The following is a 14,169-nucleotide window of genomic DNA, read 5'->3' on the forward strand; positions in this document are numbered from 1 at the left end:
CACTCCCAACCCATGATCCGACTTGAAAGCATCCTGACCCCCGGCCGTTCCCTGGTGAACGTGCCGGGCGGCAGCAAAAAGAAAGCCCTCGAGCAAATTGCCAACCTTATCCATCGCGAAGTGCCGGATCTGGAGATGCAAGATGTCTTCGAGGCTTTGATCGCCCGCGAAAAACTCGGCTCGACCGGTTTTGGCAACGGCATCGCCATTCCTCATTGCCGCCTCAAGGGTTGCAACGCGCCCATCAGTGCCTTGATGCACCTTGACGCCCCTATAGATTTCGACGCCATCGACGGCGCCCCGGTTGACCTGCTGTTTGTGCTACTGGTCCCGGAAGCCGCCACCGATGCGCACCTTGAGTTGTTGCGCCAGATTGCCAGCATGCTCGACCGCAAGGACGTGCGCGACAAACTGCGCAGCGCCCCGAGCAATCAAGCCTTGTATCAGGTTGTCCTGGACGAGCAAAACGGGCAGTAATCATGCGCTTGATCATCGTCAGCGGCCGCTCCGGCTCAGGTAAAAGTACCGCCCTCGATGTGCTCGAGGACAACGGCTACTACTGCATCGACAACCTGCCTGCCGGGTTGCTGCCGGAACTGGCCGAACGTGCGTTGATTCACACCGAGCTGTCACAGCCGCTGGTTGCCGTATCCATCGATGCGCGCAACCTGCCAAGCCATCTATCGCGGTTTCCCGAGCTGCTGGAAGAAGTACGCAGCCGTCACATCCAGTGCGATGTGCTGTATCTGGATGCCGACGAAGAAACCCTGCTCAAACGCTTTTCGGAAACCCGTCGTCGCCACCCGCTGAGCAGTGCCAATCGCTCGCTGGCCGAAGCGATCACCGACGAAACGAGCCTGCTCGGCCCCATTGCCGACCTGGCCGATCTCAAGGTCAATACCACCAACCTGAACCTGTATCAGCTGCGCGATACCATCAAGCTGCGCCTGCTGAACCAGCCGGAGCCCGGTACAGCGTTTCTGGTGGAGTCTTTCGGCTTCAAGCGCGGCATGCCGGTCGACGCCGACCTGGTGTTCGATGTGCGCTGCTTGCCCAATCCTTACTGGAAACCGGAGTTACGCGCGCAGTCCGGACTCGATCAGCCGGTTGCCGAGTACCTGGCGGCGCAGCCGGATGTCGAAGAGATGTTCCAGGACATCTCCACCTATCTGCTCAAATGGTTACCCCGCTTTGCTGCCAGCAACCGCGCGTATGTCACCATCGCCATCGGTTGCACCGGCGGGCATCACCGCTCTGTCTACCTGACCGAACGTCTGGGCAAGACCCTGCAGCAATCCCTGAAGAACGTCCAGGTCCGCCACCGCGACCTCAGCTAAAGGATTCACATCGCGATGCCTGCTCTGGAAATCGAAATCATCAATAAACTGGGTTTGCATGCCCGGGCGTCTGCAAAATTCGTTGGGGTTGCCGGTCAATTCAAGGAATGCACGATCAGGGTTGGACGCACACCAGAATCCACCGTCGACGGGAAAAGCATCATGGCCATGATGATGCTCGCCGCCGGCAAGGGCACCAAAATCCATCTGAGCACGGAAGGCGAACAGGAACAGGAAGCGATGGAAGCGCTGGTTGCCTTGATCAATAACTACTTCGACGAAGGCGAATAACACTCTTGTGGCGAGGGGATTTATCCCCGTTGGGTCGCGAAGCGGCCCCAATCCAGACACCTCGGTCTGTTTGAACGGGCACTGGGGGCCGCTTCGCAGCCCAACGGGGATAAATCCCCTCGCCACCGGTTTCTTACTCGTCTGAAAACTGTCTTAAGTGAACAGCATTCTCTTAATAACAGCCCCTTCAGGCCAACGCCGTATCCATCACCATCATTAAACAGAACCCGACCAGCAACCCGAGGCTGGCCAGCTTGTCGTGACCGTGTCGACGCGACTCGGGAATGACTTCATGGGTGACCACCAGCAACATGGCCCCGGCGGCCAATGCCAGGCCCAACGGCAACAGCAGCTCGGCCAGGCTCACCAGCCATGCGCACAACAGGGCAAACACCGGCTCGACCAGACCTGACGCGGCACCGATCAGGAATGCCTTGAACCGCGACATCCCTGCCCCGGCCAGAACCAGGGCAATCACCAATCCCTCCGGCACGTCCTGCAAGGCAATGCCCATCGCCAGACTGTCGGCATCAGGCATGCCGCCGCCTGCCGAGACACCGACAGCCATGCCTTCGGGAATGTTATGGGCAATGATCGCGAACACAAACAGCCAGATCCGAGGAGGAATCACTGGATGTTCCACGGTTCCGACGAGCATTTGCGGTGAGGCACCGGACACTTTGCGATCCACCAGAAACAGACCGAATGCGCCGAGCATGATGCCGAAACAGATCAGGCCGCTGGACGCCCACGGGGTCATGCCAAGATTCTCCGCCGCCGCAATGCCCGGTACGATCAGCGAAAACGCCGTCGCCGCCAGCATCACTCCGGCGCCAAACCCCAGTAATGTATCGCTGAGCGCCTGGGGCATGCGCCGGATCACCAACACCGGCACGGCCCCAAGCGCGGTGCCGAGGGCGCAGATCGCACCACCCTGCAACGCCCGCGACAACCGGGGCTCCAGGTCCAGCCATTCCAGCCCGTGCGCCACCAGCAAGCTCATGCCCGCCAGCAGTAACAGCGATCCAAACGCGTAACGAAACATTCGTCCACTTCCGATCGCCAGTGTTTCAGTGCCCATAGTCAGCCTTGGATGGTTTTTTAGAAGACTTGGACCAGCGCAGCCTGATAGCGAGCTGCGACTTCAGGCCAGTTGATCACGTTGTAGAACGCGCTGATGTATTCCGGACGACGGTTCTGATATTGCAGGTAATAGGCGTGCTCCCAGACATCCAGGCCGAGGATGGGTGTATTGCCGCCCATCAACGGACTGTCCTGGTTGCCACTGCTTTCCACCACCAACGTCTTTTGCGGCGTCACGCTTAGCCAGGCCCAACCACTGCCGAAGCGGGTCAACGCGGCTTTGGTGAAGGCGTCCTTGAAACTGTCGAGACCACCCAGTTGCTCATCGATGGCCTCGGCCAGTGCACCTTCAGGCTTGCCGCCACCATGGGGCGCCATGACTTCCCAGAATAGCGAGTGATTGGCATGACCACCGCCCTGATTGATCACTGCGGCGCGAAGTTTTTCCGGAAGTTGCTGCACGGCGGCCACCAGTTTTTCAACTGGCCACTCGGCAAACTCGGTGCCTTCGACAGCGGCATTCAGGTTGTTGATGTAGGTCTGGTGGTGCTTGGTGTAGTGAATCTCCATGGTCTGCGCATCGATATGCGGCTCCAGGGCATCGTAGGCATACGGCAAGGCGGGCAAGGTAAAAGCCATTTCAATGGACTCCATGATGATGAGACGCGGGCGAGGCGGTATCGATGTGCAGCAAACGATGGGGGCGCGGGTATTCGCCGTGTTCGCTGATGAAATTCAGCAGCTCGACATAGGTTTTGCTGCTCTGACGCAGCGCAGCCTCACGCAAGGCCGGTGACAGTCGCGGGTCCTGCATGGTCTGCAACAGCCGCTGGTGGATGGCGCACAGGTATTCGGCGCTCTCCTCCGGCTGATTCAGGCGCAAATGCAGGTCCGCCAGGTTGTGATGGGAAATCACGCAAGCCGCCACCGCTTCGTCGGCATCCGCCCAGCGCTCGAACAACACCTGGGCCAGGGCCAATGCCTGCAAGTATGCCTCGCGAGCATCGACCAGTTCGCCCTGCATGAAAAAGCGATTGGCTCTTTCGATCGTGCGTTTCCAGTGCTCCATGGTGAACCTCCAAAGCGGTGGTGGGGTTTACACGCCGCCTGCGGTGAGTTTTTCGGGGTTGAGCAACTCTTCCAGCTGACTGCGTGACAGCTCGGTGTGCTCCAGTGCGACATCGATCACCGGCCGGCCTTGTTGATAGGCCTTCTTGGCGATTTCGGCGGCTTTCTGGTAGCCGATGATCGGGTTGAGGGCGGTCACCAGAATCGGGTTGCGAGACAGCGCTTCCTTGAGTCGGGACTCGTTCACCTTGAAGCTGGCGATGGCTTTTTCACCGAGCAAACGGCTGGCGTTGGCGAGCAGCTCGATGCTGCTCAGCAGGTTCTGGGCAACAATCGGCAACATCACGTTCAGTTCGAAGTTGCCCGACTGACCGGCGATGGTGATGACCGTGTCGTTGCCGATCACTTGAGCTGCAACCATGGCGGTGGCTTCCGGAATCACCGGGTTGACCTTGCCAGGCATGATCGAAGAACCCGGTTGCAAGGCTTCGAGTTCGATTTCGCCCAGACCGGCCAAGGGCCCGGAGTTCATCCAGCGCAGATCGTTGGCGATTTTCATCAGCGATACGGCGGTTGCCTTGAGCTGCCCGGAGACGGCAACGGCAGTGTCCTGGGAGCCGATCAACGCAAACAGATCGATACCCGGGGTGAATGTCACCCTGGTCAATTGGCTCAGTTGCCGGCTGAATCGCGCGGCGAATTCGGGATGCGCATTGATGCCGGTACCCACGGCCGTACCACCCTGGGCCAGGGATTGCAGGCTTGGCTGTAAATCCTGCAAGTGACCGATGTTGGCCTTGAGCTGTTGTGCCCAGCCATTGAGCACCTGGCTCATGCGCACCGGCATCGCGTCCATCAGGTGGGTGCGACCGGTTTTGACATGGTGATGAACCTGCTCGGCCTTGCGCTCAATCACCTGCACCAGCCCGGTCAGGGCTGGCAGCAACTGTTCGTGCAAGGCCAGCGCCGCACTGACGTGAATGGTGGTGGGGATGATGTCGTTGCTGCTTTGCCCGCAGTTGACGTGATCGTTAGGGTTCACCGGCTCGCCGAGCAGGCGGCTGGCCAAGGTGGCGATCACTTCGTTGGCGTTCATGTTGGAGCTGGTGCCGGAACCGGTCTGGAAGATATCCACCGGGAAGTGCTGCATGAAATCGCCTTCCAGCAGACCCTGCGCCGCATCGACAATGGCTTTGCCTTGGGATTCGCTGATCTGCTTGAGCTCGATGTTGGCCCGGGCGGCCGCCGCCTTGGCCAGGATCAGCGCGCGGATGAACTGTACCGGCATCGGCTTGCCGCTGATCGGGAAGTTATCCACGGCACGTTGGGTCTGTGCGCCGTAGAGGGCGTCTTCCGGGACCTGCAGCTCGCCCATGCTGTCGCGCTCAATACGTGTCTTGGTCATCTGTAGATCCTTGCACCAGTTCAATTAAGGGAATCGAGGGTTGCAACTCGCAGGTCGCCAGTTGCCAGGTGTAGCTCTGCCAGCGCTTGAGGCGGCATTTGCATAGAGACAGGCGTTCCAGCTCACGCAGCGGACGCCAGGCCTGGTCCAGGCAGTAAGTGCGCCAGTGCCAGGGCAGCGCGACATCGGCGGCGGTGTCGAGCAACAGACGCAAAGAGGTTTCAGCGACGGTCCAGGGTGAGGTCGCCGTGCAACAGGCCAGATACCGGCCCTCGGCCAGGTAATGATCGATCAGGCGAGGTTCGTCAGGATCCATCGCGCAACGGATCTGGCGGCTCATCCAGCGCCAGCTTTCGAGGTAAGGCTGCTCGTGCAAGGCAGAACTCATGATCTGGGCTCATTCGATAATGAGATTTATTATTAGATGATAATGAGAACCAAAACAACCCCGACTGTGTACGCAAGATACCTTGTGGGAGCGAGCCTGCTCGCGAATGCGGGGTGTCAGCCAACATAAGTCGTTGAATGATCGGCCGCCTTCGCGAGCAGGCTCGCTCCCACAAGGGAATTGTGCGAAGCCCAACAAAAAGGCGCGCCACCCGATGGGTGGCGCGCCTTTTTTTATGCAGCGAGGAAGGTCAGCTACCGGCGACCGTCATCCGCTCGATCAGCACCGACCCCGTACGAATGTTGCTGCGCAGTTCCAGGTCGTTACCCACGGCAAGGATCTGCTTGAACATATCGCGCATATTGCCGGCGATGGTCACTTCCTGGACCGCGAACTGGATTTCACCGTTCTCGACCCAGTAACCCGCCGCGCCACGGGAATAATCGCCGGTGACCATGTTCAGGCCCTGGCCCATCAGCTCGGTCACCAACAGCCCGCGGCCCATGCGTCGCAGCAGGGCAGCCTGGTCTTCATCACCATGGGTGACGAACAGGTTATGCACGCCGCCGGCATTCGCGGTACTCGGCATGCCGAGTTTGCGACCGGAGTAGGTGCCCAGGACGTAAGACACCAACTCGCCTTTTTCGACGAACGGCTTGGCGTAGGTTGCCAGGCCATCACCATCGAACGCCGCACTCCCCAGGGCACGCATCAGGTGCGGGCGTTCATCAATGGTCAGCCACTCCGGAAACAGCTTTTGCCCAAGGGTGCCTTCAAGGAACGAGGATTTTCGGTACAGGCTGCCACCGGAAATCGCCGACAGGAAACTGCCGAACAGACCACCGGCCAGCTCGGCGGAAAACAGCACCGGTACTTCGCAGGTGGGTACCGGACGCGCGCCCAGGCGACTCGCCGCCCGTTGCGCGGCACGCTGGCCGATGCTCACCGGATCGGCCAGCAAATTGCCCTGACGGTTCACGTCGTACCAGTAATCACGCTGCATCTGGCCATCGGCCTCGGCGATCATCACGCAGCTCAGGCTGTGCCGGGTCGATGCATAACCGCCGATAAACCCGTGGCTGTTGCCGTACACACGGCAGCCCTGATGCGTGCTCAGGGTGGTGCCGTCAGCGTTCTTGATCCGCGCGTCGGCATCGAATGCCGCGGCTTCGCAGAGCAAGGCTTTTTCGATGGCCTGCTCCGGGGTGATGTCCCATTCGTGGAAAAGATCGAAATCCTGCAGGTCCCTGGCCATCAATGCGGCATCCGCCAGGCCCGAGGCTTCGTCTTCAGAGGTGTGTTTGGCGATGGCCAGTGCCGCCGCGACGGTTTCACGAATCGCCTCGGGACCACTGGCCGAAGTGCTGGCCGAGCCCTTGCGCTGGCCGACGTACAAGGTGATGCCGAAGCCCTGATCGCGGTTGAATTCGACGGTTTCGACTTCACGCTGGCGTACCGAGGTCGACAGGCCCTGCTCCAGGGATACCGCCACCTCACAGGCACTGGCGCCTTGGCGCTTGGCTTCAGCGATGATCTGCTCGACTTGTTCTTGCAGTGCCGGCAATGCTTGTGGGCCGACGCTTTCAACTGCACTCATGCTGTTCTCCACTCAAATTCTGCTTTCGGTGACGGTCATCGAGCGACCGGGCCGGACAAGCGGCCCCCGACTGGTTATCATGGCGGCGTTTCTTTGCGGACGGCCACCATGGTTGATTCTTACGACGACTCCCTCGATACGGGAGAAAAAAGCAAATCCCAGGTCAAACGCGAGCTGCATGCTCTGGTTGACCTCGGCGAGCGCCTCACAACACTCAAGCCTGACTTGCTGGCAAAACTGCCCTTGACCGACGCCTTGCGCCGGGCCCTGGCCGATGCGCCCAAGCACACCGCGAACATCGCGCGTAAACGGCACCTTCAGTTCATCGGCAAACTGATGCGCGATCAGGACACTGACGCCATTCTGGTTTTGCTCGATCAACTCGATGCCTCCACTCGCCAGTACAACGAGCGCTTCCATAACCTGGAGCGCTGGCGTGATCGCCTGATAGCCGGTGACGATGCCGTTCTGGAAAAATTCGTCGTCGACTACCCTGACGCCGATCGCCAGCAACTGCGTTCCCTGATCCGTCAGGCACAGCACGAGGTTGCACAAAACAAGCCTCCTGCTTCCAGCCGTAAAATCTTCAAGTACATCCGTGAGCTGGACGAGACTCAACGCGGCCTGCGTTGAATCCCGGACCGGGTGAGTCGCCGCGCGACTCACCCGCAGCTCCATCCTTACGAGCCCGTGCCACCCACGGTAATCGCATCAATCTTCAGCGTTGGCTGGCCGACACCCACCGGCACCGACTGCCCATCCTTGCCGCACGTCCCCACGCCGCTGTCCAGCGCCAGATCGTTGCCGACCATCGACACTTTGCTCATGGCTTCCGGGCCGTTGCCGATCAAGGTCGCACCTTTGACCGGGGCGGTGATCTTGCCATCTTCGATCAGGTACGCCTCGCTGGTGGAGAACACGAACTTGCCGCTGGTGATATCGACCTGACCACCGCCGAGGTTCGCGCAGTAGATGCCCCTCTTCACCGAAGCGATGATTTCCGCCGGGTCGCTTTCGCCGGCCAGCATGTAGGTGTTGGTCATGCGTGGCATCGGCAGATGCGCATAGGATTCGCGACGTCCGTTACCGGTGCGGGCCACACCCATCAGCCGTGCGTTGAGCTTGTCCTGCATATACCCCTTGAGCACGCCGTTTTCGATCAGCGTGGTGCACTCGGTCGGGGTGCCTTCATCGTCAACGCTCAATGAGCCACGACGCCCGGACAAGGTGCCGTCGTCGACGATGGTGCAAAGTTTGGAGGCAACCCTCTCGCCCATGCGCCCGCTATAAGCCGAGCTGCCCTTTCGGTTGAAATCGCCTTCCAGGCCGTGGCCGACCGCTTCGTGCAACAGCACGCCCGACCAACCGGAACCGAGCACCACCGGCAAGGTACCGGCCGGCGCAGGAATGGCTTCCAGATTGACCAGCGCCTGACGCAACGCTTCACGGGCATAGCTCATGGCGCGGTCTTCGGCGAGGAAGTAACGGTAATCGGTACGACCGCCACCGCCATGGCCACCGCGCTCGCGACGGCCATTTTGCTCGACGATCACGCTGACGTTGAAGCGCACCAGTGGCCGCACATCCGCCGCCAGACCACCATCGGTAGACGCCACCAGAATCCGTTCCCAGACACCGGCCATGCTCACGGTGACTTGCTGGATACGCGGATCGAGCGCGCGAGTGGCGGCATCGATGCGCTTGAGCAGATCGACTTTCTCCGCGCGGCTCAGCACTTCCAGGGGATTGTCCGGCGCGTACAACTGCGCGACATCCTGGGTGGTGAATGCTTGCACCGTCCCGTTCTGCCCGGCCCGGGAAATCGAACGGGCGGCACGGGCCGCCGCGCCCAGAGCTTCGAGGGTGATCGCGTTGCTGTAGGCGAAACCGGTTTTTTCACCCGATTGAGCCCGCACGCCCACGCCCTGGTCAAGATTGAAGCTGCCTTCCTTGACGATGCCGTCTTCCAGCGCCCAGGACTCGGAAATCTGCCCCTGGAAATACAGGTCGGCGGCATCGATACCCGGCCCGGCCAGATCCCCGAGCACACCTTGCAGGCTTTCGATCGTTACGCCACCGGGCGCCAGGAGGTGTTCACTGACTGAGGACAACAACTCGCTCATATGCTTTACGCCTTAAATTCGTCGTTCTGATGCAGGTCGCTGGGCGCCCTGCGAGAAAAAGCGCCGGTGACTGGACACCGGCATCCGCGCCCGGATGGACGCCTGTTCGCTGCTGTCGCGTTCGGCCAGCAGCACGGCCTCGCCTTGATCCTGTTGCGCCAGCACTCGACCCCATGGATCGACAATGGCCGCATGCCCCCAGGTTTCCCGCGGCCCCGGATGCGTCCCACCCTGGGCAGCCGCGAGCACATAACACTGGGTTTCGATGGCCCTTGCGCGAATCAGCACGTCCCAGTGCGCAGCGCCGGTCACGGCGGTAAAGGCCGACGGCGCGGTAATCAATTCCGCGCCGGCAGCACGCAATTCGCTGTAGAGCTCCGGGAAGCGCAAGTCATAACAAACCGTCAGGCCGACTCGCCCCACCGGCGTGTCCGCGACCACGACCCCACTGCCATAAGCATAGTCATCGGATTCGCGATAACGGCCGCGATTGTCGGCCACATCCACGTCGAACAGGTGCAGTTTGTCGTAGCGCGCCACCGTTTCGCCTTGATCATTCACCAGCAACGAACAGGCGTGCACTTTGGCCGTCGGTTGATCCACCGGCGGTAACGGCAAAGTGCCAGCCACTATCCATAACTTGAGGTCACGTGCGGTCTGCTTCAACCAGGGCAGGATCGGGCCTTCGCCCAATGCCTCGGCGCGACCGATGTCGGCGATATCACGGCGGCCCATGGCGGCGAAGTTTTCCGGCAGCACGGCCAGCACGGCACCCGCCGCCGCTGCCTGTTCAAGCAGGCGACGCGCCTGAACCAGGTTGCCCGGCACATCGCTTTGGCTGACCATTTGAATCACCGCTACAGACATGGGCTTTTCCTTACTGATATCAACACAGACTCTGTAGGAGCGAGCTCGCTCGCGATGAATCTGAACGTGACGTGTTTTTTCAGACAGCCTGCGTCATCGTTCACGTCCATCGCGAGCAAGCTCGCTCCTACAAGGGGGGCGAGCCATTCTCGCCATGCTACTCCATAGGTCCGAAGGATGGCGTTTCAAAAAGGCTTGTCGTAGGTGATTTTCGGATCTTTCCACGGCCCTTTGACGGTGTATTTCACACTGGCGAAACGGGCGACGCGATCGCCGATCAACTTGTCGATCAGAAATAGCGCCCCGCCAATGGCAGGTGCACCGACGATCAAGGCGGCAATCGGCAAGTTGTTGGTCACCGGCAAGGTCACCAGCAATTTGGCATCGATCTGATCACCGACCAGATTCAGGGTACCGTTGAGTTCAACATTGCTCGACGGCCCCGTCATCTGGATCGGCTCGCGGGTCACGTACACGCCGTTGGTCGCCACCAGCAGCCCCTTGACCCGGTCATAGCTCAGGCCTTTGCCGAACAGGTCGGAGAAGTCCAGGCGCAAACGCCGGCCAATGGAGTTGAAGTTGAGCAAGCCAAACACCCGCAACGCCTGGGCACCGCCCTCGACTTCAACAAACTGACCCTCCTTCATCGAAGCATCGAGGGTGCCGGAAAAACGCTTGGACGCCAGCCAGGCCGGTGAGCCGGGCCAACGGCCATCCACATCCATATGGAACTCCTGACTGGTGACACTTGGCGCAAAGCCCCAGCCCTTGAGCACGTCCGCGAGGTTCTTGCCGCTGATCCGTCCCTTGTACCAGCTTGTGCTGGCGCCGGGCACACCTTCCCAGCCGCCGCTGCCCTGCAACAGAATGCCTTTGAGGCCCATGTCCAGTGAGTTCAGAGCAATGCCCTTGGCCGTCGGGCGCACTTTCAGCGACCAGGCACCCACCAGGTCATTGCCCTGGTACAGCTGATTGATGGTGATATCCATCGCCGGGATCTTGGTCGGGTCCACCGAGGCCAGCGGGTCCGGCGAGTTCTCATCGGCCAGCACCGTCGGGTCCGGTGCCGGCAGACGCACGGTTTGCAGATTGATCACCGTCGGTGCGGCTTTCGCATCAGGGAAGCTGGCGTTGCCCTTGACCTGCTGACTGTCGAGCTGCAGGGCCCAAGCGGTCGGTTTACGCGCCAACTGCACTGACGCCTGATCCAATGTCGTGCCGAAGGCGCTAAGCTTGCCGACCTTGATATCCGCGCCACTGAGCAACTGCTTGGCGCTGCCACCGGGGTCACTCCCGGCATACTTGCTCACCAGATCCTGCCACGGCCCGACGTCCAGTTCCGACAGCACGCCGCGCACACGCAGGCCCTTGGCACCGGGCAACACCGCATCGCCGTTGCCCAGGAACAACTCACCACGACCGTTGGCAATGTTGCCGGTCGGTGCGGCAAAGGTGAAGTTCGCCAGTTCGCCGTAGTTCACCCAATAGCGTCGCTCCGCGCCTTGCAGCGTCATGCGGAACGTCGTGTCACGCCCCGCATCCGCCGCCAGGCCGAACGGCGCTGGCAAGTCCAGGGTTACTCCCTTGAGACTGGAATTGACCATCAACTGGCTATCAGCGCCATCGAGGGTCAGTTGCAATTGGTAGGGGATCACGCCGCTGACCGGCAATGGCTGGGTAACGCTCAGCCAGTCCGTGAGCTTTTTGACTTCGACCTGCCCCGAAGCGGTGACCCGGGTGTTGAGCTTGCCTTCGCGACCATCGGCGAAAATCTGCGCGCTTACCGGTTTGTCGAACGCTCGGGCGGTGATGTTTTGCCCGCTCAGTCCTTTGGCGCTGTCGAAGCGGAAATCGCCCTTGAGCTGCGTCAGCTCCAGTGACGGTTCGGCCAGTTTCAGGCGGGCCTTGGCCGTCTTGAAGTCGACCAGGATTTTCGGTTGCTCGCCCTTGGCCAAAGGAATATCAAGCTTGAGCTTGCCTTGCAGGTCACCCTCGCCTTCCCAACCGGCAAAGGTCTCGGCAGTGCCGATCGGCGCTGTTTGAAGAATTTTCAGACCGTCGCCCAAACCTCCGGCAAACGCCCCGTCGAGAAGCAGGTGGGAGCTTTGCCCGTCCGGCACATGGGGGATATTGACGTAAATGTCGCGGACCTGGGTATCGAGCAATTGCCCCTTGCTGGCCAGGATCCGCACGCCGCTGTCTTCAACGAACACATCGCCCGTCACCTTGCTGACATGGGGCCAGCCCGGCTGGAAGGCCAATTCGGCATCGTGCACCTTGAAAAACAGACTGATACTGCGCGCTGTCTCGGCTGCACCGTGGTTCAACGACCCCTGGTACTGGAAGAAGCCCTGATCCACCGCACCTTTGAGAATCGCCGTACGCAACCATTCGTCCAGCGCCGGGCTGAGCACCGCCGGCAGGTATTTGGCGGTGTAACGACCGTCACCCTCCACCAGACCGACCCGCAGGTCCATGTAGTCTTCCTGGGTGTGGTCGAAATGCAGGCGGATCAGGAAATCGCCGGCAATCTTGCCCTCTTCGCCCAGCACCTTCAGGTACGGCGCGATCAGGGTGAAGCCGTCTTTGTCGAGCTTCCAGGTCAGGCGGGCATTGGCCTGAATGTACTGCCATGGCTTGGCGAAAATCGGGTCCAGGTGCAGCATGAAATCCTTGCTGTCCATGCGCAACTCGCCCTGCCCAAGGTCACCGCTGATGCTGCCCGTGACGTTTCGCGCCGCTGGCGCGCCGTGATAGGCGTCGAAACCGACCCGGTCGAGGTTGGCGGCAAAGCTGAATTTGCTGTCATCCGTGGCATTGGGTCGCACATCGATCAGGACATTGCGCAGCCCGCCGGTGACCTTGAGTCGCTCAATCACCGTGGCAAGGCCTTCAGGCAGTGGCGCCAGGGCATTGAGCAGCGGCGTGAGCGGGGTAAGTTCGAGGCGGTCGGCCTGCAAATGCCAGAGCGCCTCCAAATTGTCAGTGGCTTTGGTTTGCTTGAACTGCAGACGCGATTCCCAGCGGGTTTCGCCGAGGTTCATCGCCAGGGAATCCACCGTCACCAGCATGCCTTCGGCGTTGCGCTGGAAATAGCCATTGAGCGCCAGATTGTTGATCTGCACCGGTTTGCGTTCGGCATAGGCACCCTTGAGTTGCGGTGCATTCAAACGCACCGCAGCGCTTTGCAGCTCGCCCTTGCCCCAGGTCGCCCACAGCTCGCCGCCGGCCTTGATCTCGGAAAAATTCCATTGCTGGCTGATGCTCTCGGGCAGCCATTTCGACCAGTCGCTTTGCGGCAGGCTCAGGTAAACCTGGGCTTCAGCCTCCTTCCACTGGCTGGCGCGTATGCGCGTGCGCAGGCTCATGGCCAGCGGTTGCCCGTCAGGCAGCGTCAGGCGCGCATCGAGTCGCTGACGCGTGACACCGGTTTTCAGATTCAGGCCGACGTAGGTCAGCGTCAGTGGCGACGCTCCCCACGGCTGCAAGGTGATCTGGCTGTCGAGAACCGACAACTGCTGGAGCATCTGCATGCGATTGAGCAACTGCTGCGGGTCAAGGGGCTGATCGTCCTTGACCGGCAAGCCTTCCAGCGCCCACTGGCCATCATCGCCTTGCTTGAGGCTGATCTTCAGGCCGTTGAGTTCCAGATGGGCGATGCGCACTTCGCGCGCCATTACACTGCCCCAAAGATCCGGCACTACCCGCACATGCTCCAGGTGCAGGGCGTTGGCGCCCTCGCCCACTGTGACATCGTGAACCGACAAAATAGGCGCGAAGCCGCTCCAGCTGCCTTTCAACTCGCCGATTTGCAGTGGCATGCCCAAGGCCTCACTGGCCCTGCTTTCGATTTCGACACGGTATTCGGCCACCAGCGGCGCCAATTCCCGGCCAAGGCTGACGTACAACGCCATCAATACCAAAACCAACGCGCACAGGCCCAGACCCCAGCGGGTCAGTGCGGCCAAAATGCGTGTCAGACGCTCCATGTCAGTTGGCTCCCATGGCAA

Annotated in this window: 13 protein-coding genes; 4 read left to right on the forward strand and 9 right to left on the reverse strand. The window is 60.7% G+C overall.

The genetic code is table 11. The features are described 5' to 3' along the window. Nucleotides 1-12: 12 nt before the first annotated feature. Genes ptsN through CKW21_RS10550 form a run of 3 tightly spaced genes read left to right on the forward strand, consistent with a single transcriptional unit; the run spans nt 13 to nt 1,628 of the window. Nucleotides 13-477, forward strand: a complete 465-nt coding sequence (gene ptsN / locus CKW21_RS10540) for a PTS IIA-like nitrogen regulatory protein PtsN (RefSeq protein ID WP_095193909.1) — start codon at nt 13-15, stop codon at nt 475-477. Between the two features lie 2 nt (nt 478-479). Beyond that, nucleotides 480-1,337 carry an RNase adapter RapZ gene (rapZ, locus tag CKW21_RS10545; protein WP_095193910.1) on the forward strand — a complete coding sequence of 286 codons (858 nt, stop codon included), beginning with the start codon at nt 480-482 and terminating at the stop codon, nt 1,335-1,337. 15 nt (nt 1,338-1,352) lie between these two features. After that, nucleotides 1,353-1,628: an HPr family phosphocarrier protein gene (locus CKW21_RS10550; RefSeq protein ID WP_095193911.1), complete on the forward strand. Its 276-nt coding sequence runs from the start codon at nt 1,353-1,355 to the stop codon at nt 1,626-1,628. A gap of 187 nt (nt 1,629-1,815) precedes the next feature. Here the strand turns inward: CKW21_RS10550 and CKW21_RS10555 are convergent, their stop codons facing one another. From CKW21_RS10555 to pmbA, 6 genes are all read right to left on the reverse strand, one after another. Beyond that, on the reverse strand, nt 1,816-2,709 hold the full coding sequence (locus tag CKW21_RS10555; protein ID WP_095193912.1) for a ZIP family metal transporter: 894 nt from the start codon (nt 2,707-2,709) through the stop codon (nt 1,816-1,818). Between the two features lie 20 nt (nt 2,710-2,729). Continuing rightward, nucleotides 2,730-3,350: a superoxide dismutase gene (locus CKW21_RS10560; RefSeq protein ID WP_095193913.1), complete on the reverse strand. Its 621-nt coding sequence runs from the start codon at nt 3,348-3,350 to the stop codon at nt 2,730-2,732. 1 nt (nt 3,351) lies between these two features. After that, on the reverse strand, nt 3,352-3,780 hold the full coding sequence (locus tag CKW21_RS10565) for a hypothetical protein (protein ID WP_095193914.1): 429 nt from the start codon (nt 3,778-3,780) through the stop codon (nt 3,352-3,354). A 27-nt stretch (nt 3,781-3,807) separates the two neighbouring features. Then, nucleotides 3,808-5,184, reverse strand: coding sequence for an aspartate ammonia-lyase (locus CKW21_RS10570; protein ID WP_095193915.1), 1,377 nt, complete (start codon nt 5,182-5,184; stop codon nt 3,808-3,810). Next, nucleotides 5,165-5,572, reverse strand: coding sequence for a FagA protein (locus CKW21_RS10575; protein WP_095193916.1), 408 nt, complete (start codon nt 5,570-5,572; stop codon nt 5,165-5,167). Before CKW21_RS10575 ends, CKW21_RS10570 begins: the two co-directional genes overlap by 20 nt. A gap of 250 nt (nt 5,573-5,822) precedes the next feature. Further along, on the reverse strand, nt 5,823-7,169 hold the full coding sequence (gene pmbA / locus CKW21_RS10580) for a metalloprotease PmbA (protein ID WP_095193917.1): 1,347 nt from the start codon (nt 7,167-7,169) through the stop codon (nt 5,823-5,825). A gap of 108 nt (nt 7,170-7,277) precedes the next feature. Between pmbA and yjgA the strand changes: the two genes are divergently transcribed. Continuing rightward, entirely contained in the window at nt 7,278-7,802 is a 525-nt protein-coding gene (gene yjgA, locus CKW21_RS10585; RefSeq protein WP_008054354.1) for a ribosome biogenesis factor YjgA, read from the forward strand. Nucleotides 7,803-7,849: 47 nt separating this feature from the next. Here yjgA and tldD read toward each other — a convergent pair whose 3' ends face one another. The 3 genes from tldD to CKW21_RS10600 form a co-directional block, all read right to left on the reverse strand. Further along, nucleotides 7,850-9,292 (reverse strand): metalloprotease TldD, encoded by a 1,443-nt coding sequence (gene tldD, locus CKW21_RS10590; RefSeq protein WP_095193918.1) that lies wholly within the window; start codon nt 9,290-9,292, stop codon nt 7,850-7,852. A 12-nt stretch (nt 9,293-9,304) separates the two neighbouring features. Then, nucleotides 9,305-10,159, reverse strand: a complete 855-nt coding sequence (locus CKW21_RS10595) for a carbon-nitrogen hydrolase family protein (protein ID WP_095193919.1) — start codon at nt 10,157-10,159, stop codon at nt 9,305-9,307. Nucleotides 10,160-10,344: 185 nt separating this feature from the next. Continuing rightward, complete coding sequence (locus tag CKW21_RS10600) at nt 10,345-14,148, reverse strand: YhdP family protein (RefSeq protein ID WP_095193920.1); 3,804 nt, start codon at nt 14,146-14,148, stop codon at nt 10,345-10,347. Nucleotides 14,149-14,169: the final 21 nt, after the last annotated feature.

The sequence above is a fragment of the Pseudomonas sp. Irchel 3A7 genome (assembly GCF_900187565.1).
GTDB lineage: Bacteria > Pseudomonadota > Gammaproteobacteria > Pseudomonadales > Pseudomonadaceae > Aquipseudomonas.

Bases quoted from the DNA above. Each gene is read 5' to 3' on its own strand.
- ptsN (WP_095193909.1), top strand. From the start codon at position 13: ATGATCCGACTTGAAAGCATCCTGACCCCCGGCCGTTCCCTGGTGAAC.
- rapZ (WP_095193910.1), top strand. From the start codon at position 480: ATGCGCTTGATCATCGTCAGCGGCCGCTCCGGCTCAGGTAAAAGTACC.
- CKW21_RS10550 (WP_095193911.1), top strand. From the start codon at position 1,353: ATGCCTGCTCTGGAAATCGAAATCATCAATAAACTGGGTTTGCATGCC.
- CKW21_RS10555 (WP_095193912.1), bottom strand. From the start codon at position 2,709: ATGGGCACTGAAACACTGGCGATCGGAAGTGGACGAATGTTTCGTTAC.
- CKW21_RS10560 (WP_095193913.1), bottom strand. From the start codon at position 3,350: ATGGCTTTTACCTTGCCCGCCTTGCCGTATGCCTACGATGCCCTGGAG.
- CKW21_RS10565 (WP_095193914.1), bottom strand. From the start codon at position 3,780: ATGGAGCACTGGAAACGCACGATCGAAAGAGCCAATCGCTTTTTCATG.
- CKW21_RS10570 (WP_095193915.1), bottom strand. From the start codon at position 5,184: ATGACCAAGACACGTATTGAGCGCGACAGCATGGGCGAGCTGCAGGTC.
- CKW21_RS10575 (WP_095193916.1), bottom strand. From the start codon at position 5,572: ATGAGTTCTGCCTTGCACGAGCAGCCTTACCTCGAAAGCTGGCGCTGG.
- pmbA (WP_095193917.1), bottom strand. From the start codon at position 7,169: ATGAGTGCAGTTGAAAGCGTCGGCCCACAAGCATTGCCGGCACTGCAA.
- yjgA (WP_008054354.1), top strand. From the start codon at position 7,278: ATGGTTGATTCTTACGACGACTCCCTCGATACGGGAGAAAAAAGCAAA.
- tldD (WP_095193918.1), bottom strand. From the start codon at position 9,292: ATGAGCGAGTTGTTGTCCTCAGTCAGTGAACACCTCCTGGCGCCCGGT.
- CKW21_RS10595 (WP_095193919.1), bottom strand. From the start codon at position 10,159: ATGTCTGTAGCGGTGATTCAAATGGTCAGCCAAAGCGATGTGCCGGGC.
- CKW21_RS10600 (WP_095193920.1), bottom strand. From the start codon at position 14,148: ATGGAGCGTCTGACACGCATTTTGGCCGCACTGACCCGCTGGGGTCTG.